19 protein-coding genes are annotated in these 22,955 nt (G+C 73.4%); 12 read left to right on the forward strand and 7 right to left on the reverse strand.

The window, feature by feature from the left end:
* Positions 1–37: 37 nt before the first annotated feature.
* On the forward strand, positions 38–355 hold the full coding sequence (locus E4622_RS21165) for an MGMT family protein (RefSeq protein ID WP_134742210.1): 318 nt from the start codon (positions 38–40) through the stop codon (positions 353–355).
* Here the strand turns inward: E4622_RS21165 and E4622_RS21170 are convergent.
* The 4 genes from E4622_RS21170 to E4622_RS21185 are packed head-to-tail and all read right to left on the reverse strand — an operon-like array spanning position 334 to position 6,297.
* On the reverse strand, positions 334–2,745 hold the full coding sequence (locus E4622_RS21170) for a hypothetical protein (RefSeq protein WP_134742211.1): 2,412 nt from the start codon (positions 2,743–2,745) through the stop codon (positions 334–336). The genes E4622_RS21165 and E4622_RS21170 overlap by 22 nt on opposite strands.
* A 47-nt stretch (positions 2,746–2,792) precedes the next feature.
* The gene (locus tag E4622_RS21175; RefSeq protein ID WP_134742212.1) at positions 2,793–4,199 is read right to left on the reverse strand and encodes a DUF1116 domain-containing protein; all 1,407 of its coding nucleotides are present in this window, start codon (positions 4,197–4,199) and stop codon (positions 2,793–2,795) included.
* Positions 4,196–5,647 carry an FdrA family protein gene (locus E4622_RS21180; RefSeq protein WP_134742213.1) on the reverse strand — a complete coding sequence of 484 codons (1,452 nt, stop codon included), beginning with the start codon at positions 5,645–5,647 and terminating at the stop codon, positions 4,196–4,198. The genes E4622_RS21175 and E4622_RS21180 overlap by 4 nt, the downstream gene beginning before the upstream one ends.
* Positions 5,644–6,297, reverse strand: a complete 654-nt coding sequence (locus E4622_RS21185; RefSeq protein ID WP_167736185.1) for a DUF2877 domain-containing protein — start codon at positions 6,295–6,297, stop codon at positions 5,644–5,646. Before E4622_RS21185 ends, E4622_RS21180 begins: the two co-directional genes overlap by 4 nt.
* Before the next feature lie 110 nt (positions 6,298–6,407).
* Between E4622_RS21185 and E4622_RS21190 the strand changes: the two genes are divergently transcribed.
* Genes E4622_RS21190 through E4622_RS21215 form a run of 6 tightly spaced genes read left to right on the forward strand, consistent with a single transcriptional unit; the run spans position 6,408 to position 13,586 of the window.
* The gene (locus E4622_RS21190; RefSeq protein WP_134742215.1) at positions 6,408–7,871 is read left to right on the forward strand and encodes a solute carrier family 23 protein; all 1,464 of its coding nucleotides are present in this window, start codon (positions 6,408–6,410) and stop codon (positions 7,869–7,871) included.
* A 6-nt stretch (positions 7,872–7,877) separates the two neighbouring features.
* Entirely contained in the window at positions 7,878–8,690 is an 813-nt protein-coding gene (locus tag E4622_RS21195; protein ID WP_134742216.1) for an FAD binding domain-containing protein, read from the forward strand.
* On the forward strand, positions 8,683–9,183 hold the full coding sequence (locus tag E4622_RS21200) for a (2Fe-2S)-binding protein (RefSeq protein ID WP_134742217.1): 501 nt from the start codon (positions 8,683–8,685) through the stop codon (positions 9,181–9,183). The genes E4622_RS21195 and E4622_RS21200 overlap by 8 nt, the downstream gene beginning before the upstream one ends.
* Complete coding sequence (gene cutA / locus E4622_RS21205; RefSeq protein WP_134742218.1) at positions 9,180–11,570, forward strand: aerobic carbon-monoxide dehydrogenase large subunit; 2,391 nt, start codon at positions 9,180–9,182, stop codon at positions 11,568–11,570. The genes E4622_RS21200 and cutA overlap by 4 nt, the downstream gene beginning before the upstream one ends.
* Entirely contained in the window at positions 11,567–12,190 is a 624-nt protein-coding gene (locus tag E4622_RS21210) for a carbon monoxide dehydrogenase subunit G (RefSeq protein ID WP_134742219.1), read from the forward strand. Before cutA ends, E4622_RS21210 begins: the two co-directional genes overlap by 4 nt.
* A gap of 4 nt (positions 12,191–12,194) precedes the next feature.
* A complete protein-coding gene (locus tag E4622_RS21215) occupies positions 12,195–13,586 on the forward strand; it encodes an amidase (protein ID WP_134742220.1) in 1,392 nt (463 codons plus the stop codon).
* A 4-nt stretch (positions 13,587–13,590) separates the two neighbouring features.
* On the opposite strand, the gene E4622_RS21220 is transcribed toward E4622_RS21215, so the two are convergent.
* Together E4622_RS21220 and E4622_RS22965 are read right to left on the reverse strand one after the other, a co-directional pair.
* Complete coding sequence (locus tag E4622_RS21220; protein WP_134742221.1) at positions 13,591–14,229, reverse strand: hypothetical protein; 639 nt, start codon at positions 14,227–14,229, stop codon at positions 13,591–13,593.
* Between the two features lie 58 nt (positions 14,230–14,287).
* On the reverse strand, positions 14,288–14,494 hold the full coding sequence (locus E4622_RS22965; protein WP_167736186.1) for a hypothetical protein: 207 nt from the start codon (positions 14,492–14,494) through the stop codon (positions 14,288–14,290).
* Positions 14,495–14,543: 49 nt separating this feature from the next.
* Between E4622_RS22965 and E4622_RS21225 the strand changes: the two genes are divergently transcribed.
* A complete protein-coding gene (locus tag E4622_RS21225) occupies positions 14,544–14,939 on the forward strand; it encodes a VOC family protein (RefSeq protein ID WP_245156142.1) in 396 nt (131 codons plus the stop codon).
* 56 nt (positions 14,940–14,995) lie between these two features.
* Here the strand turns inward: E4622_RS21225 and E4622_RS21230 are convergent, their stop codons facing one another.
* The gene (locus tag E4622_RS21230) at positions 14,996–16,279 is read right to left on the reverse strand and encodes an HNH endonuclease signature motif containing protein (RefSeq protein WP_134742223.1); all 1,284 of its coding nucleotides are present in this window, start codon (positions 16,277–16,279) and stop codon (positions 14,996–14,998) included.
* Positions 16,280–17,324: 1,045 nt separating this feature from the next.
* Between E4622_RS21230 and E4622_RS21235 the strand changes: the two genes are divergently transcribed.
* Genes E4622_RS21235 through E4622_RS21250 form a run of 4 tightly spaced genes read left to right on the forward strand, consistent with a single transcriptional unit; the run spans position 17,325 to position 22,834 of the window.
* Entirely contained in the window at positions 17,325–18,110 is a 786-nt protein-coding gene (locus E4622_RS21235; RefSeq protein WP_245156140.1) for a GNAT family N-acetyltransferase, read from the forward strand.
* 35 nt (positions 18,111–18,145) lie between these two features.
* Positions 18,146–18,814 carry a lysophospholipid acyltransferase family protein gene (locus E4622_RS21240; protein ID WP_134742224.1) on the forward strand — a complete coding sequence of 223 codons (669 nt, stop codon included), beginning with the start codon at positions 18,146–18,148 and terminating at the stop codon, positions 18,812–18,814.
* Positions 18,815–18,842: 28 nt separating this feature from the next.
* Entirely contained in the window at positions 18,843–20,933 is a 2,091-nt protein-coding gene (locus E4622_RS21245) for a hydantoinase/oxoprolinase family protein (protein ID WP_134742225.1), read from the forward strand.
* Positions 20,930–22,834, forward strand: coding sequence for a hydantoinase B/oxoprolinase family protein (locus tag E4622_RS21250; RefSeq protein ID WP_134742226.1), 1,905 nt, complete (start codon positions 20,930–20,932; stop codon positions 22,832–22,834). Before E4622_RS21245 ends, E4622_RS21250 begins: the two co-directional genes overlap by 4 nt.
* The last annotated feature ends 121 nt before the right edge of the window (positions 22,835–22,955 follow it).

Consider the following 22,955-nt stretch of genomic DNA (forward strand, 5'->3'; position numbering starts at 1 on the left):
CGGAGCCACGGCGCCTTCCGGGGAGTACCTTGCTCGCATGCCGGACCGCGAGGACTACGTCGAGCGCGTGCTCGGTGTCGTCGAGCGGATCCCGCGCGGCCGGGTGACGACGTACGGCGCGATCGCCGACGTGGTCGGCGGCGGCCCCCGTCAGGTCGGCGCCGTCATGTCGCGCGACGGCGGACCGGTCCCGTGGTGGCGCGTGGTGCGCGCCGACGGGTCGCTGCCGCCGAGCCACGAGGGCGAGGCCCGCCAGTGCTACCTCGAGGAGGGCACCCCGATGCGGGCCTCGGGCAACGTCGACATCGTGGCGGCGTTCTGGTCGCCCAAGGCTCAGCGCAGACGCTCGAGGTAGGAGCCGGCCTGGCGCAGCTCCACGAGCCGCCGCTCCCAGGTGACCCCGACGACGGTCAGGAGCGTGCCGGCCAGCCCGAGCAGCACCCACTGCGGCGTCTCGGCGACGTACGGCGCGAGCTCGCGCAGGACGAGCAGCCCGCCGGCGCCCGCGCCGACGACGAGCGGAGAGCTCCAGCGCAGGCGGCTCCCGGCCAGCACCAGCACGAGGCAGGCGGCGCCGAGCAGCACCGCGCGCACCGAGACCGGGTCGCCGGCCAGCACCCACAGCAGCGTCGGGACCGTCGCCAGCACCAGGCCCGGCGTGAGCGCGGCGGTCGAGGCGGCGTCGTCGCCGAGCACGGCGTGCAGCCCGACCAGCAGCAGCACGACCGCGAGCGGCAGCGTGTAGGCCTCGGGCGCCTCCACTCCCAGGTCGGCGAGGCGGACCCAGGTGGCGAGGAACAGCAGCGCCCCACCGGCGACGACGGCGCCACGGCGCCGGTGCAGCAGGCCCGAGGCGGTGACGAGCACGCCGGCGACGGTCAGGTGCACGCTGGCGGCGGTGCCTACGTCGTGGGCGGCCAGCACGCTGGAGATCGCCGCCAGGGAGCCAGCGAGGACCGCCGAGGCCTCGAGCTCGACGCGGGAGCGGACGAGGGCGAGCAGCCCCAGGACGGCCAGGACCGGCACCGCGCGCAGGACCGGGTCGACGTCGGCGAGACCCGCGCTCGCCCACAGCAGGCCGGCCAGCGCGCTGGGCAGCAGGAGGTCGCCCAGCGGACGCGACTCGGGTGCCCAGCCGAGCGCCAGCAGTGCCACCGCGGCGAAGGTCACGAGGCCCAGGTCGGCGGTCACGAGGACCTCGCTGGAGCGGCCGGCGAGCAGTGCGGCCGCCAGGGCGGCCAGGCCGGCGGTCGTCTCCGCGATGCCGGTCTCGCGGCGCAGCGAGTCGGCCACCAGGAGCACCCCCGCCAGGGCGATCGTGCCGACCACGGTCCACAGCGGCACGGGGTGCAGGGCGAGCGTGGCGACGGCACCGGTGGCCAGGGTCGCGGCGCCGGCGACCCGGCCGGAGGTGCCGCGGGTGGCAGGCAAGGCCACTGCCGCCAGGGCGAGCAGCGCGGCGAGGGACGGCAGCAGCAGCGCCGGAGAGACGAAGGCCTCGGCCTCGCCGAGCGTCACCCTCGCGCCGCGCGCCTGCCCGGCGTCGAGCGTCCGCACGGTGGCCTCGAGGCAGAGACCGCCGGCGACGACCAGGACGGGGAGCCCCGCGGCGCACGCCGGGACCAGCGCCACGACGCTCCACCCGCGCGGGGCCAGGGCCGCCGCCGCGGCGGTCCAGGCGACCAGGAGGCCGAGCGCCACGGTGGCCAGGACGTTCGCGCTCTCGTCGACGGCGGGCAGCGCCAGGGTCAGGGAGGCCAGGCAGGCCGCGGCGGCGACGGCGCAGACGACGGTGTCGCGCCCGCGGTGGAAGGCGAGCGGCAGCAGGAGCATCGCGGAGGCCGCCAGGAGCGCCCAGCCGGGTCCGGACCAGAAGGAGTCGAAGGTGACCGGCGCGGTGTCGGTGGCGACGAGCGCGGAGGTCGCGAGGACCAGCCACGCCACGACGACCCCCGACGCGGCCGACCAGAGCAGCACCGGGAGGGCCTCGCGCCGCGCGAGCCCGACCAGGGCCGTGAACACCAGGACGGTGCCGCCGGCCAGCCAGAGCGACTGCCCGGTCAGGTCGAAGGCGGCGAGGGCGGCGACACCCAACCCGACGACGGTGGCGAGCTGCGGGACGACGAGGCGGGTGGGCGCCAGGGACAGCGCCAGGCACAGCACGGCGACGACGAGGCCGACGATGAGCCACATGCCCTGGTCGGTGAGGGTGCCGAGCCAGCCGGCGTCCTCGGCGCCGACGACGTCGAGGACCAGCAGCCCCAGCGCGACCGCGGTGAGCGCCTCGCCGGCCACGCGCAGCCCCCGGTGGGCGAGCCACTGGCCGAGGGCGCCGGCCGCCGCGGTGAGGGTGACCAGGACCGCCGTACGGCCGCCGACGCCGAGCCACGACCACGCCACGGCCAGGAAGATGACGGCGGCGACGAGCAGGCAGGAGGCACCGAGGCCCAGCAGGATGGTGGGCACCGACGCCGCCCGCACGCCCGTACGGCGGTCAGGTGCGGCCGGGCGCGGGGCGGGCGCCATGGGGGCGACCGGCGGCACGAACGACGCCGGCCGCGGCGCCTCGGTCGCCGCCACGAGACGGAGACGGGCGAGCAGGGTGTCGGCGTAGGTGAGCGTGCCGAGCAGCTCGGAGGCGATCGGGTGCGTCAGCGGCAGGCGGCACGCGGGGCAGCTGGTGGCGCCCACGGGCAGCGCGGCGCGGCAGTCGGGGCAGGTGAGCGGGTCGGCGTAGCGCGTCATGGGCCCAGTAGGCCCGAGGGCACGCCCGGACGGGCGTGCCGCGGCGCTCAGCCGGTGTGAGTACGCGTGCTCAGCTCGGCCAGGCGGGCCAGCGCCTGGGGGAAGATCTCGGCGGGCGGGGTCACGAGGCCCGCGCCGACCTGCCCGACGCCGGCGACCTTGCCGGCCATGCCGGTGTTGATCTGCGGGAGGATGCCCGTGCGGCAGACCCGGGTCACGTCGATGCCGGTGGGAGTGCCCTGGAACTCCAGCACGGGCACCGACCAGCGGGGGTTCTCGGCCAGCGTGATCTCGTGCATCCGGCGGGTCGTGGCGAGCGCGTCGGGCACGCTGCCGCCCACCAGGCGCACGATCGCCGGCGCGGTGGCCATCGCGAACCCGCCGATCCCGGCGGTCTCGGTGATCGCGGAGTCGCCGATGTCGGGGTTGGCGTCGTCGGGGCCGTAGTCGCCGAGGTAGAGCCCGTCGGCGACCTGCGCCGGCCCGGTGAACCACTCGTCGCCGGTGCCGGAGACCTGGATGCCGAAGTCGGTGCCGTTGCGCGCCATCGCGACCACCATCGTCGAGCCCGGCACGTCGCGGGCGGCGTCGAGGGCGAGCTTGCAGGCCGGCATGGCGAGGTTGAGGAAGAAGTGGTCGTTGCCACCCACGAAGCGCAGCACCTCGGCGACGTCGGTGGGGGCGATCCCGCTGGTCGCCAGGGCGGGGGCGAGGTCGCGCAGCAGCATCAGCGTGCCGGCGCGGTTGCGGTTGTGGGCCTCGTCGCCCATCTGGAGCATCTGGGTGAGGATGCCGGTCACGTCGACCGGGCCCTGGGCGTCGACCGTGGCGCGCACCGCGGCCCGGAGAGCGGGGCCGAGCACGTCGCCCATCCAGCGCAGCCGGGTGAGGACGTCGGGGGAGTAGGCGCCGTAGCGCAGGACCTTGCCGAGGCCCTCGTTGAGCGAGCAGTGGGTACGCCGCCCGGTGGCGCGGTCCTCGAGCACGAACATCCACATGCTCGGCGTGACCACGCCGGCCATGGGGCCGACGGTGCCGCGGTGGTGGCACGGCTCGAGGGAGACCGTCGCCCCGGACTCGAACAGCGCGACCGCGTCCTCCGGGTCGTCGACCAGTCCCTCGAGCGCCGCGCCGGCCATGAGCCCGCCGCGCAGCGGCCCCGAGGCGCGCGCCCACTCGATGGGCGGGCCGGCGTGCAGGAACTCGCCGCGCTGCAGCCCGAGCACCTCCGAGGCCGGGCCGACGTCGACCAGGTGCGCGGTCACGCCGAGCATCGCGGCGACCGCCTGCTTGTTGGCGCCCGCGCGACGCGGGTCCACCGCGACGGTCGCCAGGTCGGCCTCGGTGCCGGGCATCGGCGGGCGCCAGTCGACGCGCGTGACGTCGACGGCCTGGGCCTCCACGGCGTCGGCGAGCAGGTCGACGCCGGTGGTCGCGACGCGGTCGAGGCTCATCGGTCGGCTCCCAGGAGCTCGAGGGCGCGCCGGGTGGCGCGCGCGTTGGACAGGTGGACCTCGGCGCCGGCCGCGGCGAGGGCGGCGCGCTGGCGCTCGAGACCCTGCGGGTCGCCGCCGGTGCCGACCAGGCTGACGACCACCGGTGCGGCCACGGCCGCGATCGCGGGCGCGAGCAGGGCGGCGGGGTCGGGCTCGGCGCCGTGGCCCAGCACGACGTCGAGCAGGACCACGCCTGTGCGCGGGTCGGTGGCGACGCGGGCGAGGTGGTCCAGGCGCAGCGTCGGGTCGATCATCGGGTGCGCGCGCCCCGAGGTGTAGGCGTCGTCGCCGAAGTCGACGACCCCGTGGCCGTCGCCGTGCAGGTCGTCCAGCCCGCCGCCGACGGCGCCGAGCGTCTCGCCGACGATCTGCCGGGCCTCACCGGCGAGCGTCCCACCGACGAAGAGCCCGCGCAGCGACGTGCCCGCGACGGAGGCGACGGGGTCGGCCGGCTCCGCGACGGGCCACGTGGGGACGGGGTGGCCGAGGCGCTGCAGGACCCGCTCGGCGGCGGCGGTCAGGTCCGGCTGGCCGGCCCCGAGGAGGGCCGGCTCCACCGGGGTGGCCAGGCCGGCGGCGTACTGCTGGATCGCGGTGGCGACCTCGGGTGCGGGCGGCTTGGACACCAGCACGATGAGCTCGACGGAGGCGTCGGCGTCGAGGCGGCGCAGGGCCTCGCGGGTGGCGAGGCCGCCGATCTCGGCGCCGAGGTCGCGGCCCCCGACCCCCAGGGCGGAGGTGACGCCGACGCCCGCGTGGTCGAGCAGCGCGAGCAGCTGCTGGCAGCCGGTGCCGGAGGCGGCGACGATGCCGACCGGGCCCGGCGAGACGACGTTGGCGAAGCCGAGCCCGATCCCGTCGACGATGGCCGTGCCGCAGTCGGGCCCCATCACCAGCACCCCGGCGGGCTCGGCGGCCCGCTTGAGGGCGAGCTCGTGCTCGACGGGCACGTTGTCGCTGAAGATCATCACGTCGCGGCCGGCCTCGACGGCGTCCATCGCCTCGACCACGGCACTCGGGCCGGGCACCGACACCAGGACGACCGCCTGCTCGTCGTGGACGTCGCGCAGGGCGGTCGCGGTCGTGCGGTGCGGCGCCACCTCGGCGGAGCCGGTGGGCCGGCGGGTGCTCTCGGCGAGCGCGCGGTCGACCCCGGCCAGCACCTCGTCGAGCACGTCGGGGTCGTCGAGGCGCACCGCCACGACCAGGTCGTTGACGCCGGCCTCGGCCGGGACGTCGAAGCCCATGCCCGCCAGCACCTCGACGTTGAGCGCGGTCGCCATCGCCACCTGGGCTGCGGCGACTCCGGGCAGCTGCGCGACCGTGCGGCTGACCTGGAGCAGCGTGACGGAGTCGGCGTAGGCGCCGGGTCGCAGCTCGACGTGTCCGGTGGTGGGGCCGGTCATGCGGCCAGCGCCCAGCGGGCGCCCTCGAGCAGGCCGGCGCCCGAGGAGCTGCCGACCCGCAGCAGCGCGGCCGCGGCCGCCGCGGCCGCCGGGGTGCCCCAGGCGGCGATCAGGTCGGCCACCTCGGGGAGCACCTCCCCGCGCATCGCGCACTCCAGGAGCGTGGCCGACAGGACGGTGGTGCGGGGGAGCAGCCCGGTCACCTCGGCGTCGAGGTCGTCGGTGGCGCGGCCGGCGGCGCGGTGGGCCGCGAGGTAGCCGCACAGCACGTCGTCGCCGTACGGCGTGAGGCCGGCGCCGCTGCCCACCAGCGTCGCGGGCTCCACCACCGCGCCGGACAGCACGAGCGGCCGGACCCCCACCTGGGCGCTGACGACCCTCCCGACGCGCACCGGGACGTCGTCGAGGTGCAGCACCCCACCGACCACCGCCGCGGACCGGACGGCGGGAAGCGCGTCGAGCCGGGTGCGCAGCGCGCACGGGACCTGCCAGGCGTGGCGGCCGACCACGCCGAGGGCGCGCCCGTCGAGGTCGACGTAGACCGCGTCCGGGCCGGTGTGGAGGAGGGCTCGCGTCCCGTCGGCGGCGGCGCGGAGACGGACCGCGACCCGATCGGGGGCGCTGGCCGGGATGGCAGGTCGCTGCGTCACGGTCCAGACGCTACTCCGCAACGATGCGGCGTTCCTCCAGCGCGGCGAGGCCCGCAGGGTGTTTCCTAGGGGGCGCATGGGGGCCGTCGCCACGATCTAGGAGGGTTCTGATGTCTCAGTTCAAGTGGGAGAAGGTCGACCCCGGCCCAGGCGAGGCCGTCGCGCCTCACCAGCGCCTGGGCTGGGGCAAGACGGTGGGGCTCGGCGCGCAGCACGTCGTGGCGATGTTCGGGGCGACGTTCGTCTTCCCGATCGTCATGGGCCTCAACCCCAACCTCGCGATCCTGATGAGCGGCATCGCGACCATCTGCTTCCTGCTCATCGTCAAGGGCAAGGTGCCGAGCTACCTCGGCACGTCCGCGTCCTTCGTCGGTGGTGCGACCGCGATCTACACCTACTCCGGCTCCGGCGGCCCGGGCGGGCCGGCCGACGTGACCGGGGCGATCCTCGTGGCCGGCGTCGTCCTCGGGCTCGTGGGCGTCCTCATCCACGTCCTGGGAGCGGCCGCCGTCAACGCCGTGCTGCCGCCGGTCGTCACCGGCGCCGTCGTGATGCTGATCGGCTTCAACCTGGCCCCGGTCGCCACCGGCACCTACATGCCGTCCGACCCGTGGATCGCCATCATCACGATGACGCTCGTCATCATGATGGCCGTCGGGCTGCGCGGCTTCTTCGGCCGGATCGCCATCTTCCTCGGGCTCATCGCGGGCTACGTCATCTCGTGGCTCGCCGACCTCGCGTTCGGCATGACCTCCCTGCCGCTCCCGGGCAACGCCGAGCCGGGCCCGCACCACCGTGTCGACTGGACGAGCGTCAAGGCCTTCGACTGGGTCGGCTTCCCGGTCCACACCGAGGACGGGCTGGTGGGCAACCAGAACGCCAACCCCGACTTCCTCAACGTCGTCGGGTGGCACGCGCCGTCGTTCAAGATCGCCTTCATCCTCCTGGTGCTGCCCGCCGTCATCGCGCTCGTCGCGGAGAACCTCGGCCACGTCAAGGCCGTCGGCGAGATGACCGGGGTGGACCTCGACCCGGTGATGGGCAAGGCCGTCGCGGCGGACGGTGTCGGCACCGTCATCGCCTCGGCGGTCGGCGGCTCGCCCACCACGACCTACGCGGAGAACATCGGCGTCATGGCGGCGACGCGGGTCTACTCCACCGCCGCCTACTACGTCGCGGCGATCGTGGCGATCCTGCTCGGCTTCGTCCCGAAGTTCGGCGCGCTCGTCAACGCCACCCCTCCGGCGGTGCTCGGCGGCATCACCTTGGTGCTCTACGGGATGATCGGTCTCCTGGGCGCCAAGATCTGGAAGGAGAACGGGGTGGACTTCGGCAAGCCGATCAACCTCGTGCCGATCAGCGCCGGCATCATCCTGGCCATCGGCAACGCGTCGCTGGAGATCACCGACGACTTCGTCCTCAGCGGCATCGCGCTCGGCACGATCGTGGTCGTGGCCGGCTACCACCTGGCGCGGCTGGTGGGGCGCGACGACGACGGGACGATGATCGCGGTCGGCACCCCGGGCGCCCACACCGAGGGCCAGGACCCCGTCCACCGCCACCGGGAGGGATAGCGCCGCGTGAAGCCCGCCCCCTTCGACTACGTCCGCCCCGGGTCGCTGGCCGACGCGCTCGCCGCGTTGTCCGACGACCCGGGCGCGAAGGTGCTCGCGGGCGGGCAGTCGCTGGTGCCGCTGCTGTCCATGCGGCTCGCGGCGCCGTCGACGCTGGTCGACATCAACGGCCTGCCGGGGCTGGACGGGGTCGAGGTCACCGACGACGGCGTGCGGGTCGGCGCGCTGGCCCGCCACGCCGACGTGCTCGCCCACGACGAGGCCGCGCGCGTGCAGCCGCTCCTGCGGCTCGCGCTCTCCCATGTCGCCCACCCGACCATCCGCAACCGCGGCACGACCGTCGGCTCGATCGTGCACGCCGACGCCGCCGCGGAGATGCCGGTGGTGCTGACGCTGCTCGGCGGTTCCGTCGAGGTCGCCGGCCCGTCCGGGACCCGCACGGTCCCCGCCGACGAGCTGTACGTCGGTCCGCTCGAGTCGAGCCTGGCGCACGACGAGATCGCGACCTCGGCCTTCTTCCCGGCCCTGGCGCCCGGGGCCCGGGTGGCGTTCGCGGAGATCGCCCGACGCCACGGCGACTACGCCCTGGTCGGGGCGGCCGCGCTGGTGGAGGGTGGGACCGTGAGGGTCGGCTACGTGTCCGTGAACGACGTACCCGTCGTGGTGGACCTGACCGGGGTCCCGGTCGAGCAGATGGCCGACGCCGCGCTCGCGCAGCTCGAGCCGGCGGGCGACATCCACGCCACCGCGGACTACCGCGCGCAGCTGGTGCGCGTGCTGACCGAGCGCGTGGTCCGGGAGGCGACGGCCGATGAGTGAGGCCCTGCTCGACGTCCGGCTCAGCGTCAACGGCGTCGTCCACGACCTGCGGCTGCCCGCGCGGCGGCTGCTCTCCGACGCGCTGCGCCACGACCTCGGCCTGACCGGCACCCACGTCGGCTGCGAGCACGGCGTGTGCGGCGCCTGCACGGTCCTGGCCGACGGCCGCGCGGTCCGGGCGTGCCTGATGTTCGCGGTGTCGGCGGTCGGGCTCGAGCTCACCACCGTGGAGGGGCTGGCCGACGGCGACGGCACCCTGAGCAACGTGCAACAGGCGTTCGTCGAGTGCCACGGGCTGCAGTGCGGCTTCTGCACGCCGGGCTTCCTGACCACGATCACGGCCGGGCTGCGCGAGAACCCCCACCCGACGCACGAGGAGGCCCGCGACATGATCGCCGGCAACCTGTGCCGCTGCACCGGCTACCAGAACATCGTCAAGGCCGTCGAGCGCGCCGCGGAGCTGGGGAGCCACGAGAGGGCGGAGGGGTCGTGACCACCAAGCTGATGGGCACCGGCGTCCAGCGCGTCGAGGACCAGCGCTTCCTGCGCGGGCTCGGCCGCTACGCCGACGACGTGGCCGTGGACGCCTCGACGCTGCACTGCGCCGTGCTCCGCTCTCCCCACGCGCACGCGCGGATCGTCGACATCGACGTGGCCGACGTGCTCGACGTCGACGGCGTCCACGCGGTGTGGACCTACGACGACCTGACCGGCCCGATGGCCGACCCGCTGCCGCTGCTGATCCCGCACCCGGCGCTCACCCACGGCCGCACGCAGTACGCGCTGGCCAAGGACGAGGTCAACTACATGGGGGAGGCGATCGCGTTCGTGGTCGCCGACGACCGCTACGTCGCCGAGGACGCCGTCGGGCGGATCAAGGTGACCTACGACGTCCTCCCGCCGGTGGTCGGGATCGCCGCGGCGCGCGCCGCCGACCGGCTGGTCCACGACGACGTCCCGGGCAACGTCGGCGCCCGCATGGAGCAGAACACCGGCGACGTCGAGGCCGCGCTCGCGGCCGCGCCCCACCGGCTGACCCTCGACCTCGACGTCGAGCGCAGCGCGTGCATGCCGCTGGAGGGCCGCGGCACCGTCGCCCGCTGGGACCCCGACATCGACCGCCTCCAGGTGTGGACGTCGACGCAGACCTCCACCGGCGTGCGCGCGGTCGTGGCGGTCAAGCTCGGTCTCGACCTGCGCCAGGTCGACGTCATCACCCCCGACGTCGGCGGCGGGTTCGGGGTCAAGATCAACCACCCCTGGCCCGAGGAGCTGCTGGTCCCGCTGGCCGCCCGCACGCTGGGCCGGACCGTGAAGTTCACCGAGGACCGGCGCGAGCACTTCATCTCCTCGGCCCACGAGCGCGGACAGGTCCAGCACATCGAGGTGGGCTTCGACGACGACGGACGGCTGCTCGCGCTGGACGTGATGTTCTGGCACGACCACGGCGCCTACACGCCGTACGGGCTGATCGTGCCGATCATCACCTCCACGCAGCTGCTCGGTCCCTACAAGCCCGACGTCTACCGGGTGGTCTTCGAGTCGCTCTACACCAACACGGTCATGGTCACGCCCTACCGCGGCGCCGGGCGTCCCCAGGGCTGCTACGCCATGGAGCGCACGATGGACGCGATCGCCGCCGAGCTCGGCAAGGACCGCACCGAGGTCCGCGCGACCAACTTCATCCAGCCCGACGAGTTCCCCTTCGAGCAGGGCCTGGTCTTCCAGGACGGCCGCGAGCTGACCTACGACAGCGGCGACTACCCGGCGTCGCTGGAGAAGATCAAGGCGCTGATCGGGTGGGACGACTTCCCGGCCTACCGCGCCGAGATGGCCGCGCAGGGCAGGCGGGTCGGCATCGGCCTGGCCTGCTACGTCGAGGGCACCGGCGTCGGCCCCTACGAGGGCGCCCACGTGCACGTCGAGACCTCCGGCAAGGTCAAGGTCGCGACGGGGCTGACGACGCAGGGACAGGGCCACGCCACGGTCTTCGCGCAGCTCGTCGCCGACGAGCTCGGCTGCCGCTTCGAGGACGTCGAGGTCGTCACGGGCGACACCCGCCGGATGCCGTACGCCGTCGGCACCTTCGCCTCCCGCGCGGCGGTGATGAGCGGCTCGGCCATCCACCTCGCCGCCAGGAAGGCCAAGCAGAAGGCGCTCACGATCGCGGCCGAGGCGCTCGAGGCCTCGCCCGACGACCTCCAGATCGTCGACGGCGTGGTGTCGGTCAAGGGCTCGCCGGGCTCGGCGATCGACCTGGGCACGGTCGCGGTGCTGTCCAACCCGCTGCGCTACGCCTTCGACGAGGCCTCCAAGGCGGCGACGCAGTTCACCGTCGGCGACGCGTCGAAGCCCCCGGTGGCCGAGGACGAGGAGCCGGGGCTGGAGGGCACCGACTTCTACTCGCCCGAGCGCTCGACGTTCGCCTCCGGCATGCACGCCGTGATCGTCGAGACCGACCCCCTGACCGCGGAGATCACGGTCCTCAAGTACGCCGTCGTCCACGACTGCGGCAAGCTCATCAACCCGACCATCGTGGAGGGCCAGATCCACGGCGGCGTCGCGCAGGGCGTGGGCGGCGCGCTCTACGAGCGGATGGTCTACGACGAGTCCGGTCAGCTGCTCAACGCCTCGTTCATGGACTTCCTGATGCCCTACGTCACCGAGGTCCCCGACGGCATCGACATCGACCACCTCGAGACGCCCTCGCCGCTGAACCCGCTCGGCATCAAGGGCGCGGGCGAGGCCGGGGTCATCCCGTCGGCCGCGGTCTTCGCGTCCGCCATCGAGGACGCGGAGGGCCTGCCCATCACGGCGATGCCGATCTCGCCGTCGGACCTCTTCCACCTCCGACTCGCGCACGCCGAGGAGACCTCGTGAAGATCAGCGGAGCCAACGTCCTGCCGCACCCCGTGGGGCGGGTCTGGGAGGCCCTGCTCGACCCGCAGGTGCTGGTCTCGACGATCCCGGGGTGCTCCCGGCTGGAGACCACCGGCGAGCACGCCTACGCCATGACCGTGACGGCCGGCGTCGCCGCGATCAAAGGCACCTACGACGGCTCCTGCTCGCTCGCGGACCTGGTCGAGCGCGAGTCGCTGACGATGCGCCTCCAGGGTGCCGGTGCCCCCGGCACGGTCGACGCCACCGTGGCCGTGCGGTTCGACGAGGTGCCCGAGGGCACCCGCATCACGTGGGACGCCGACGCGGTCGTGGGCGGCATGGTCGGGGGCGTGGGCCAGCGGATGCTGTCCTCGGTCTCCAAGCGGATGGCCGGTGAGTTCTTCGACAACGTCGGCGAGTCGCTGACCCGCCCGAAAGTGACGGGCGGGTCTACGGAGACGCCGGCCCTGGCCGAGGCTGCGGGAGAGGTGTTCACAGCTCCACCGCCCGCTCCACGGGCGTCGTCGCAGGAGGACTTCGTCAAGGGCATCGCGGTGGGCGCGGGGCTGGTCCTCCTGGGGGTCGTGGCCCAGGGGATCTTCGGCCGTCGGCGATCATGACCGCATGAGCGAGCTGACGGTCGAGTCCACCGCCCGGGAGATGGCGGCCGCGGTCCGCGCGCGCCGGATCTCGGCCCGCGAGCTGCTCGACCTGCACCTGCAGCGCATCGGCAGCCGCAACTACGAGCTCAACGCGATCGTCTCGCTGGACGTCGAGCGGGCGCGCGCCGGCGCCGCCGCGGCCGACCAGCACCTGGCGTCGGGCATACCCGTGGGTCCGCTCCACGGGCTGCCGTTCGCCGTCAAGGACACCCACGCGGTCGCGGGGTGGCGCACCACCTACGGCTCGCCGCTGTACGCCGACCACGTCCCGGACACCGACGACCTGATCGTCGAACGGATCCGCCGGGCCGGCGTCGTACTCCTGGGTCGGACGAACGTGCCGGAGTTCGCGGCGGGCTCCCACACCTTCAACACGGTCTTCGGCACGACGCTCAACCCCGTCGACACCAGCCGCTCGGCAGGAGGCTCCAGCGGGGGAGCGGCGGCCGCGCTGGCGTCGGGCATGGTGCCGCTGGCGGACGGCTCCGACATGGGCGGCTCGCTGCGCAACCCGGCGTCGTTCTGCGGCGTGGTGGGCCTGCGCCCGTCGCTCGGGCGGGTGCCGGAGTGGCCGCTCTACAACCAGTGGGAGTCGACCTCGGTCGGCGGGCCGATGGCGCGCGACGTCGGCGACGTCGCGCTGCTGCTGTCCGTGCTCGCCGGGCCCGACCCCCGTGCGCCCCTGGCGCTGGGCGACCCGGGCTCGACGTTCGCACCGCCGGTGTCCGGCACCCTGCAGGGGCTGCGCGTCGCTTGGTCGCGCGACCTCGGTGGCGCCTTCGAGGTGGACCACGACGTGGCCGCCGTGGTCGAGGAGGCGGGGCGGCTGATGGTGCGCTCCGGCGCGCGGGTGTTCGGGGACCACCCCGACCTCAGCGGGGCCGACGAGACGTTCCGGACGCTGCGCGCGTGGCACTTCCAGGCCCGCTTCGGCGAGCTGCTGGCCCGCAACCCCACGTCGTTCAAGCAGTCGCTGGCCGACAACATCCGCGCGGGGGAGTCGCTCACCGGCGCCGACGTGGCGACGGCCTACACGCGGCGCACGGAGCTCGCCGAGCGGATGCGCGTCTTCTTCACCCGCTACGACGTCCTGGTGCTGCCGGTCTCGCAGGTGCCGCCGTTCCCGGCCGACCAGGAGTACCCCACCTCCATCAACGGCGTCGAGATGGAGTCCTACCTCGACTGGATGCGCTCGGCGTACTTCGTCACCGTCACCGGGTGCCCCGCGATCTCGGTGCCGGCCGGCCTCACCCCCGACGGGCTGCCCGTCGGCGTCCAGATCGTCGCCCCGCACGGCGCCGAGCGGCGGCTGCTCGAGGTGGCGGCGGCGTTCGAGGCGGCCCGCGCCGGCTGAGGTCTCAGCGCGGGACCACCACCTCGAGGATGGCGTGGAGCGAGGGCGGGCCGGTGAGCACCCCGGCGACCGTGCCGTCTCCGTCCTTCTCGCCCAGCGCCGTGGTGGAGTAGGGGTCGTCGGTCATGCGCACGTCGCCGCAGCCGAAGTCGTCCACCACGATCCCGGTCAGCCCGTCCTCGCGTGGCAGCACGAGCAGGAGACGCCCACCCAGATCGAGGGAGCACGTACGCGCCGCCTCGGCCGGCGTCAGTTCGGACAGCGACTCGGTGAGCGCCGGCAGCCGTCCTTCGGGCACGAAACGTCCCGGTCCGTCACCGACCCATCGTGCCTCGGTGTCTGCGCTGGTCACCTCGTCGTCAAGCGCGTAGGGGCAGACCCAGGCAGCCGTGGGTGTGTCGAAGGCGGGCGGCGGGGCGTCGGCCGGCTCCTCCGTCCCGAGACCGAGGTCGGTCCCCTCGCCCATCGGCAGCCCGCCGGGACACTGCGGGTCATCCGGTCTCGTGGGCGAGTCCGTCGCGGTGGGGGTGGGCTCGTCGCTGGACCCGGCGTCGGTCGCGGAGCCGGAGTCGTCGTCCGAGCAGCCGGCGAGCAGGGTGAGGGCGAGCAGGGCGGCAGCGAGGTGGCGCAGGACCATGGTCATCCCAGTATGACGGCGCACGGGCCCAGCCGGTTTCCTCCGGGCACCCCGTCCCGAAGTCTCAGGGTGTCGGGGCGTCGGCCTCGTCGGTGCGGTTGGTCGGGCAGTCGGGGTTGGTGCAGACCCGCAGGTCGACGGTGCCGTCCGGGTTCTTGCCCGCACGCACCTCGGAGGCGTCGTGAGCGCGGAGCTCGACCTCGGATCCGCAGACGCTGCACGGCTTGTTGTCGAAGTACATGGCGGGTCCCGTCCCTAGGAGAGTGCTCACGCTAGCCGCCGACAGCTCGCGCCCGTCGTGGCAGGATCGCCGAGTGGGCATGTTCAGCCAGCCGCAGATCGTCCTCTTCAGCCGCGACCTGGCGCGCGCGGCCGCCTTCTACGAGGCGCTCGGGTTCGAGGAGGTCTTCCGCACGCCGTCCGAAGGCACTCCCATCCACGTCGACCTGGTCCTCGACGGCTACCGCATCGGCCTGGCGAGCGAGGCCTCCACACGCGACGACCACGGCCTCGAGCCCGTGGTCCACGGCCAGCGTGCCGCCGTCATCCTCTGGACCGACGACACGCCTGCCGCCTACGCCCGCCTCGTGGAGGTGGGCGCGACGCCGGTGAAGCCGCCGTCGCCGTGGCTGGGCCGGCTCCTGATCGCCTGGGCCGAGGACTTCGACGGCCACCTGATCCAGGTGGTCCAGAGCGTCGAGGAGGGTGAGATCTAGGCGATCGCCGCGTCCCGGACGTGCCTGTGGCCCCGCCGGGGCGGGGTGTGGGGCGGTCAGGTTCGTCGAGGGGGCTCGTGGGCTGTGGTCGGGGTGGTGATGGCCTGGGTGCCGGTGTGGTCGCGGCGGTAGGTGTGGCCGAATGGTGAGTGCCACAGGTAGGTGCCGCGGTCGAGGACGTCGTAGTCCCAGCGGCCGTGGGTCTTGAGCCGGTGGTGCCCGCGACACAGGGGTGCGGTGTTGCACGAGCACGTGGGCCCGCCCTCGGCGAACGGGATCGCATGATCCACGTCGCAGCGGACCGCGGGTCTGGTGCACCAGGGAAAGACGCAGGTGTGGTCGACGAGCTCGTCCTGCTCACGGAGCCGGTCGGGGATTTCGTAGGCCGCGACATGGATGTGCCCGGCCAGGTCCCGCACCGGCTTCACGATCACGCGGGTGTCGGGACGTCCGCACCACTCCCGGATCGTCTCGGCGAGCAGCGGCGTCCGGGTGTTGCCGAGGCGTCCGACCCCGTCGAGGTCCTCATGCACGTGGACGACCACCTCGGTGGTTGAGGAGGGACGAAGTCCCGTCTCGAAACCACCCTCCCCAGCGTCGTCGAAGGGCAGCGAGTCATACCCGCGGGCGAGGTCCCCGGCCGCGATCGAGCGTCGTACGTCGAGGGACTCCTCGGACCCGGCGGCCTTGAGCTCGGCTGCGCGGTGCGAGAGAGCGGTGTCGAGGGCGAGGCCGTCGACGTAGTCGAGGGTCCCGGTGACCTCGACGGTCCCGTTGATGGAGATGTGGGCCTTGTCGATGTCGAGGCGGCGGGAGTCGGTGGCCTCCCGGCGGGCCTTCTCCGCGGCTTCGGGGTCGAAGCAGGCTTTGGCGGCGGCGATCTGCCTTTCGATCTCGGCGAAGGAGATCTTGTGGGCGACGAAACCGACCATCCGGTCGACGTAGGCGGCGCCGGCTGCGGGTAGGGCCATGGTGTGCTCGGCGATCCAGCGGGCTTTGTAGAACGGCAGCTCCATGGCCTCGACCCGTGCCCAGACCCGGGGGAGGCGGTAGCGGACCTCCAAGGCGGCGCCGACGTACCTCTTCGCGGAGTCGGTGGACATGCCCAGCGCCGCGCCGAGCTCCATGACCGCGAACTCCGAGACCCAGGGTGCGCCGTCGCCGGCGAGCGGGATGCCGTGGTCGCCGAACGAGGCTTCGCCTTCGTCGTCGGTGGCGTGCAGGACGCACCACTGCAGGACGCTCCGCAGGGTCTGCAACTCACCCTCGGCCTGGGTGGTGCGGCCCGCGCGGACCTGGGCCAGCACGTGGCTGGCCTCGGGTCCGGTGGGGTTGCTCATGGGTCTACTCAAGCACCGACCACCGACAGTGGAGGGGGCGAAAGGGGGCTCAGGAGGCCTTATCCACAAGGGCTGTCGAAACTTTCTGAACTTCTTTGGGGGTGGTTTCGAGACGGGACTTCGTCCCTCCTCAACCACCGGGTCCGGCGGTGCGCAAGCCAACACCCGGGTTCCCTGAGGAGGCGACCAGAAGCGCGAGGGGTTCGACGGGCGCTCCTCGCTGGCGCTCGTCGCTGCTCGACCACCGGGGGTGGTTTCGAGACGGGACTTCGTCCCTCCTCAACCACCGGGTGGTTTCGAGACGGGACTTCGTCCCTCCTCAACCACCGGCCCCGAGACCCACCTACATCCTCACTGTCTCGACGGGCGCTCCTCGCTGGCGCTCGTCGCTGCTCGACCACCGGGAGTGCCACCGTGGGTTGAGGAGGTTGCGCAGCAACCGTCTCGAAACCGAGGCGACCCGAAGGCCGGCAGCGGCGCGCAAGGACCGTCCACCCCGTCCCCGTAGCTGCCAAACACCGCAACCACCAGCGGCGCGCAAGCCGACGACCAGTCCTCGAGGGGGCGGACAGAGGTGCAGGGGTCTCGACGTGCGCTCGCTGGCGCTCGCTGCTCGACCACCGGGGGTGGTCTCGAGGCTCGCTCCGCTCGCACCTCAACCACCGGCGACGGCAAGTTGTCCACAGGACCGGTGGAAAACCTGTGGAATTGGGGTGCGTGTGGTGGAGAACGGGGGGTCGAGCTGTGGAGTCGCGGTGCAACCAGAGGAATGTGGGAGAAACCCTTGCGGGGTGGGGGCGGGCGGGCATAGAACTGACCCACGCACTCCCCCCGGGGAGAGCGGGACAGCTCGGAGACGAGGGTCTGAACGGCGGAGAGCCAGCTTGCTGGGGACCTGCCGCGGTGGTCGGATGGTGCGGCTGCCGGGGCCTGAGGAGAAGAGCGGTCGATCGGTCCCACCATCGGAGCGGTCAACCTGAAGGGCCCTTGTGACTCATACTCACGAGGGCCCTTCGCCTATTTCGACCCACCTCCAGGAGGCCGCGTGACCGTCGACCTGCTCGCCGTCTACGACCACCAGCTGCGCGGCCACGCGGAGGTCGTCGGCGCCCGCAGCTGGGACCAGGCGGGGCCGCTGTGGCGGGCGACGTACGGCGACCGCGGGCTGGTGTCGTACCGGTCGCTGGCCGAGCTCGACCGGGCCGCCGTGCAGCGCCTGGTGGGCGAGACCGTCGCGCACTTCGCGGCGGAGGAGGGGGTGACGTCGTTCGAGTGGAAGACGCGCGGGCACGACCAGCCGGCCGAGCTGACGACCTGGCTCGCCGACTGGGGCTTCGTGCCCGAGGAGGTCGAGACGGTGATGCTGGGCGAGGCCGCGGCCCTGAGGGACGCGCCTGCGCCGCCCGAGGGTGTCGCCGTCCGGCGCATCGACGACCGGCCCGACCGTGCGGCGCTCCTCGATGCCGTGGCCGACATGCAGGCGGGGGTCTTCGGGCACGGCGACGGGGGAGCCGAGCTGCTGGCCCGGGTCGAGCGGAGCGAGGGCGGCACCGAGGTCTGGGTGGCCGAGGCGGGCGGGACCATCGTCAGCGCCGGCCGGCTCGAGGTCGTGCCGGACACGGAGTGCGCCGGCCTGTGGGGCGGCGCCACGCTGCCCGAGTGGCGCGGACGCGGGATCTACCGGGCGCTGACCGCCGCGCGGGCGGCGTCCGCCAGTGCGCGCAGGGTGCGCTACCTCCACAGCGACTGCACAGAGATGTCACGACCGATCCTCGAGCGGTCCGGCCTGCGGCGGGTCACCACGAGCACGCCGTACATCTGGACGCTGTAGGTCGACGCGAGCGGCCGGACGCCTACGATCGGGCCATGCTCTACCGCGTGCTCCACGCCGTCGTCCCGCCGCTGGCCAAGGCGGTCTGGCGGCCGACGGTGCACGGGCTCGAGCACATCCCGGCCACCGGCGGGGTGATCCTCGCGAGCAACCACCTGAGCTTCGCGGACTCGATGGTCATCCCTATCGTGGCGCCTCGCCGGGTCGCGTTCCTCGCCAAGTCCGACTACTTCACCGGCACGGGGGTGAAGGGCGCGCTGTCGCGGATGTGGTTCGAGGGGATGGGGATGCTCCCCGTCGACCGCGACGACAGCAAGGCCGCCATCAAGAGCCTCGACACCGCACTGGGCGTCCTGGCGCGCGGAGAGGCCTTCGGCATCTACCCCGAGGGCACCCGCTCCCGCGACGGTCGTCTCTACCGCGGGCGCACCGGCGTCGCCCACCTCGCGCTGACCGCCGGCGTGCCCGTCGTGCCGGTCGGCCTGATCGGCACCGACCAGCTGCAGCCGGTGGGCTCCTCGCGTCCCAAGGTGGTGCCCGTGACGGTGTCCTTCGGTGCGCCGATCCAGGTCGTGGGGAGGTACGACGGCGTGCCCCTCGGCCGCGCCCGGCGCGAGGTGACCGACGAGATCATGGCCGCCATCCAGGGGCTGACCGGCCAGGAGCCGGCGGGCGTCTACAACGAGCGCGCGCCCGACGCCTGACCCCGGCGATCTCTGCTTGGATCGACGCATGCCTCGGATCAGGATCGGGATCGACACGGGCGGCACCTTCACGGACGTCGTGGCCTTCGACGAGGAGTCGGGCGAGGTGGTCACCACCAAGACGCCGTCGACGCCGAGCAACCCAGCCGACGGGTTCCTCGAAGGCATCGAGAAGGTGCTCGGGCTCCTGGGGGCCAGCGGCGCCGACGTCGCGGCGGTCAGCCACGGCACGACGGTGGCGACCAACCAGCTGCTCGAGGGCAAGGTGGACCGGCTTGGCTTCGTCACCAACACCGGCTACGAGGCGATGCTCGAGATCGCCCGCCAGTCCGTGCCCGACGGCTACGGCAACTCCTACTTCTGGGTCAAGCCCGACCGGATCGTCCCGCGCGACCTCGTCAAGGGCGTCGAGGGCCGGCTCGACGTGACGGGCGCCGAGGTGCGGCCCTTCGACGAGGCGGGCGCCCGCGAGGTGGCGCGCTGGTTCCGCGACCACGACGTCAACACCCTCGGCATCTGCTTCCTGCACTCCTACGCCAACGCCGACCACGAGGAGCGCATGCGCGCGGTCCTCGCCGAGGAGCACCCCGACTGCGTGGTGTCGGTGAGCAGCCAGGTGCTGCGCGAGTACCGCGAGTACGAGCGCGCCATGACCACGCTCGTCGACGCGGCGGTCAAGCCCCGCCTGTCGGCGTACGTCAGCAACATCAAGAGCCGTCTGGCCTCCTACGGCGACCTGCCGTTCTACGTCATGAAGTCCAACGGCGGCGTGCTCTCGGCCGATGAGGTGGTGCACCAGCCGATCACCACCGTCCTGTCCGGACCGGCGGCAGGTGCGCTCGGGGCCGCGCTGATCGCCAAGGTCGCCGGCTTCGACCACGTGCTCACCAGCGACGGCGGCGGTACGTCGACCGACGTGTCCGTGGTCATCCACGGCGAGCCCACGCTGACGACCGAGGGCTCGGTCGGCGCGTTCCCCTCCAAGATCCCGATGATCGACGTGGTCACCGTCGGTGCCGGCGGTGGCTCGATCGCGTGGCTCTCGCCCGAGGGGACGCTGAAGGTGGGGCCCCAGTCGGCGGGCGCCGACCCGGGCCCGATCTGCTACGGCAAGGGCGGTCGCGAGGTGACGATCACCGACGCCCACGTGTTCCTCGGCCGGATCCCGCCGCACCTGCTCGGCGGCGAGATCCCGCTGGACGTCGAGGCCGCCGCGACCGGCGTACGCGCCCTGGCCGAGGAGCTGGGCCTCACGCCCGAGGCGTGTGCGGCCGGGGTCCTGGAGATCTCCGCGTGGAACCAGGCCAACGCGCTGCGCCAGGTCACGGTGAAGCGCGGGCTCGACGTCCGCGACTTCACGCTGACGACGTTCGGCGGCTCGGGGTCGCTGCTGCTGTGCCGGCTCATGGACGTGCTCGGCGTCCCCACCGTCCTGGTCCCGCCCAACCCCGGCAACGTGTCAGCGTTCGGGCTGCTGACCGTGGACGTCAAGAACGACTACGTGCAGACCCACGTGGCGCTGGCCGACCAGCTCGAGGCGGCCACCGTGGCCGCGATCTACGACGACCTGTCGGCGCAGGCCGCCCGGGCCCTGGCGACCGAGGGCTTCGCACCCGAGCAGCACCAGTTCGTGCGCACCGCCGACCTGCGCTACTTCGGCCAGGCCTTCGAGGTGCGCGTCCCGGTGCCCGAGGGGCTCGTCGACGTCGCCGTGCTGGCCGACGTCGCCGGCGCCTTCCATGCCGCGCACCGCGGGCTCTACGGCTACGACTTCTCCGCCGACCCCACGCAGCAGGTCGAGTGGGTCAACCTGCGGGTCTCCGGCATCGGCCCGATCCAGCGGCCCGAGATCCAGCGGCACGCCGTCGTCGAGAGCGGTTCCGAGACAGGACTTCGTCCTTCCTCGACCACCGAGAGGCAGGTCTGCTTCGACGCCTCCCAGGGGTACGTCGCCACGCCGGTCGTGCAGCGCACCGCGCTGCCGCCCGGGTCGGTCGTGGCGGGACCGGTGGTCATCGAGGAGTTCGGGTCGACGGTGCCGATCCATCCCGGCTTCACCGCGCGCGTGGACGCATACCTCAACATCATCGTGACCCGGGTCGAAGGAGCACAGGCATGAGCAGGCGAGCGCCCACGCAGTTCCCGTTCGGGCACCTCACCGACGACGCCGGGGCCGGCGCCGACCCGGTGCTGGTCGAGATCGTGCAGGGGTCCCTGGCCAGCGTGGAGATGGAGGTGGAGACCGCGATCGGGCGCACCAGCCGCAGCCCGATGATCCGCGACGCCCACGACTTCCGCGCCGGCATCCACGACCGGCTGCTGCGCAAGCTGACCGGCCGCTCCTACTCCGCCCTCGTGCACCCGGTCGCACGGGACTTCCCGATCGAGGAGATGCAGCCGGGCGACGTCTTCTTCCACAACGACGTCTACCGCTCCGAGGGCGGCATCGGCCACCTGCCGGACCTGTGCGTGACCGTGCCGGTCTTCAGCGAGGGCCGCGTGGTCGCCTTCGTCCAGGCGTTCGGCCACCACGACGACATCGGCGGCGCCGTGCCGGGCTCGATGCCGAGCAACGCGACCAGCGTCTTCTCCGAGGGCCTGATGGTGCCGCCGATCAAGCTGTGGGACGCCGGGGTGCCCAACCGCGCCGCGCTCGCGATCATGACCCGCAACTCCCGGATGCCCGAGTCGCTCGCCGCCGACCTGGACGCCGAGTGCTCGGCCTGCCTGATGGGCGCGCGGCGCCTCGGTGAGCTGTTCGACCGCTACGGGGTCGAGGTGGTCGAGTCGTGCTTCGACGCGATCATCGACCGCACCACCACGACCTACCGCCGCGAGATCCTCAGCCAGATCCCTGTGGGCACCTGGGTCTGGGAGGACTACGCCGAGCACGACGGCGTCGACGAGCCGATGCTGCACACGCAGCGGATCACGCTCACGCGCACGGCCGCCGACGACCCGGACGGCGAGCGGATCATCCTCGACTTCGACGGCACCTCGCCGCAGGCCAAGGGCCCGATCAACCACTGCGGCGACTACAGCGACGGCGTCTTCCTCAAGAAGTGGCTCGCGCCGATCCTGCGCAACCTCGCCGAGTCGCCCGAGCGCATGGCCGAGCTCGACGTCAACGAGGGCATCGTGCCGCTCATCGAGATGCGGTTCCCCGAGCCGGGGACCCTGCTGACGCCGGTCTTCCCCGCCCCCACCAACGCGCGGACGTTCGTGATCCTGCGGCTGCTCGGGGTGCTGGCCGGCGTGCTGGCCAAGGCGGTCGACGGCCGGATGCCGGCCGACCAGGAGACGATCCGCTACACCGGCGTCTACGGCGAGGACCTCCACGGGCTTCCCTACCTGATGCGCGAGGTGCTCGGCGGCGGCTCCGGCGGTCGCCACTACGCCGACGGCGAGGACACCATCCACGTCGTGCCCGACTCGCGCAACCTGCCCACCGAGTTCACCGAGGCGCGCTTCCCGTTCCGCGTGGAGTCGCTGTCGCTGGCCGTCGACAGCGGCGGGCCCGGCCGGTTCCGTGGCGGCCTGGGCTACGAGAAGCAGATCCGGATGCTGAAGGACGGCCACTTCATGTCCATCGCCGACCGCTCGATCCTGGCGTGCTGGGGCGTGCGCGGCGGCCTGGCCGGGCAGCCGTTCTCGGTCGTCATCGACCCCGGCGGCCCGGCCGAGCGCGAGGTCGACGCGCTGGCCGACGCCGAGCCGGTGCGCGCGGGCGAGGTGATCCGCATCCGCACCACCGGCGGCGGTGGCTGGGGCGACCCGCTGGAGCGCGACCCGGCGCTCGTGGTCCGCGACGTGCGGTGGCACAAGGTCTCGCCTGAGGCCGCCCTGGCGGCCTACGGCGTGGTGCTCACGGGCGCGGGTGACGACCTGGGCTTCGACGCCGAGGCGACCGCCGCCGAGCGCGGGTCGCGGCCCACCGCGAGCGAGGCGTTCTTCGACCGGGGCGCGGGCTACGCGACGCTGGCCGGCGGGGCGGCGTACGCCGACGTCGACCTGGTCTGACCGCGAGGAGGTAACGCTCCAGGGGCTCCGGGACAGGTAGGGGGACGACCACCGGCGACACCTCAGTGCGTCGCCTAGGCGACCGAGCGCCTCCCCGGTCCGACTACCCGGGGGAGTGGCG

The organism is Nocardioides sp. 503 (assembly GCF_004522095.1).
Taxonomy (GTDB): Bacteria; Actinomycetota; Actinomycetes; order Propionibacteriales; family Nocardioidaceae; genus Nocardioides.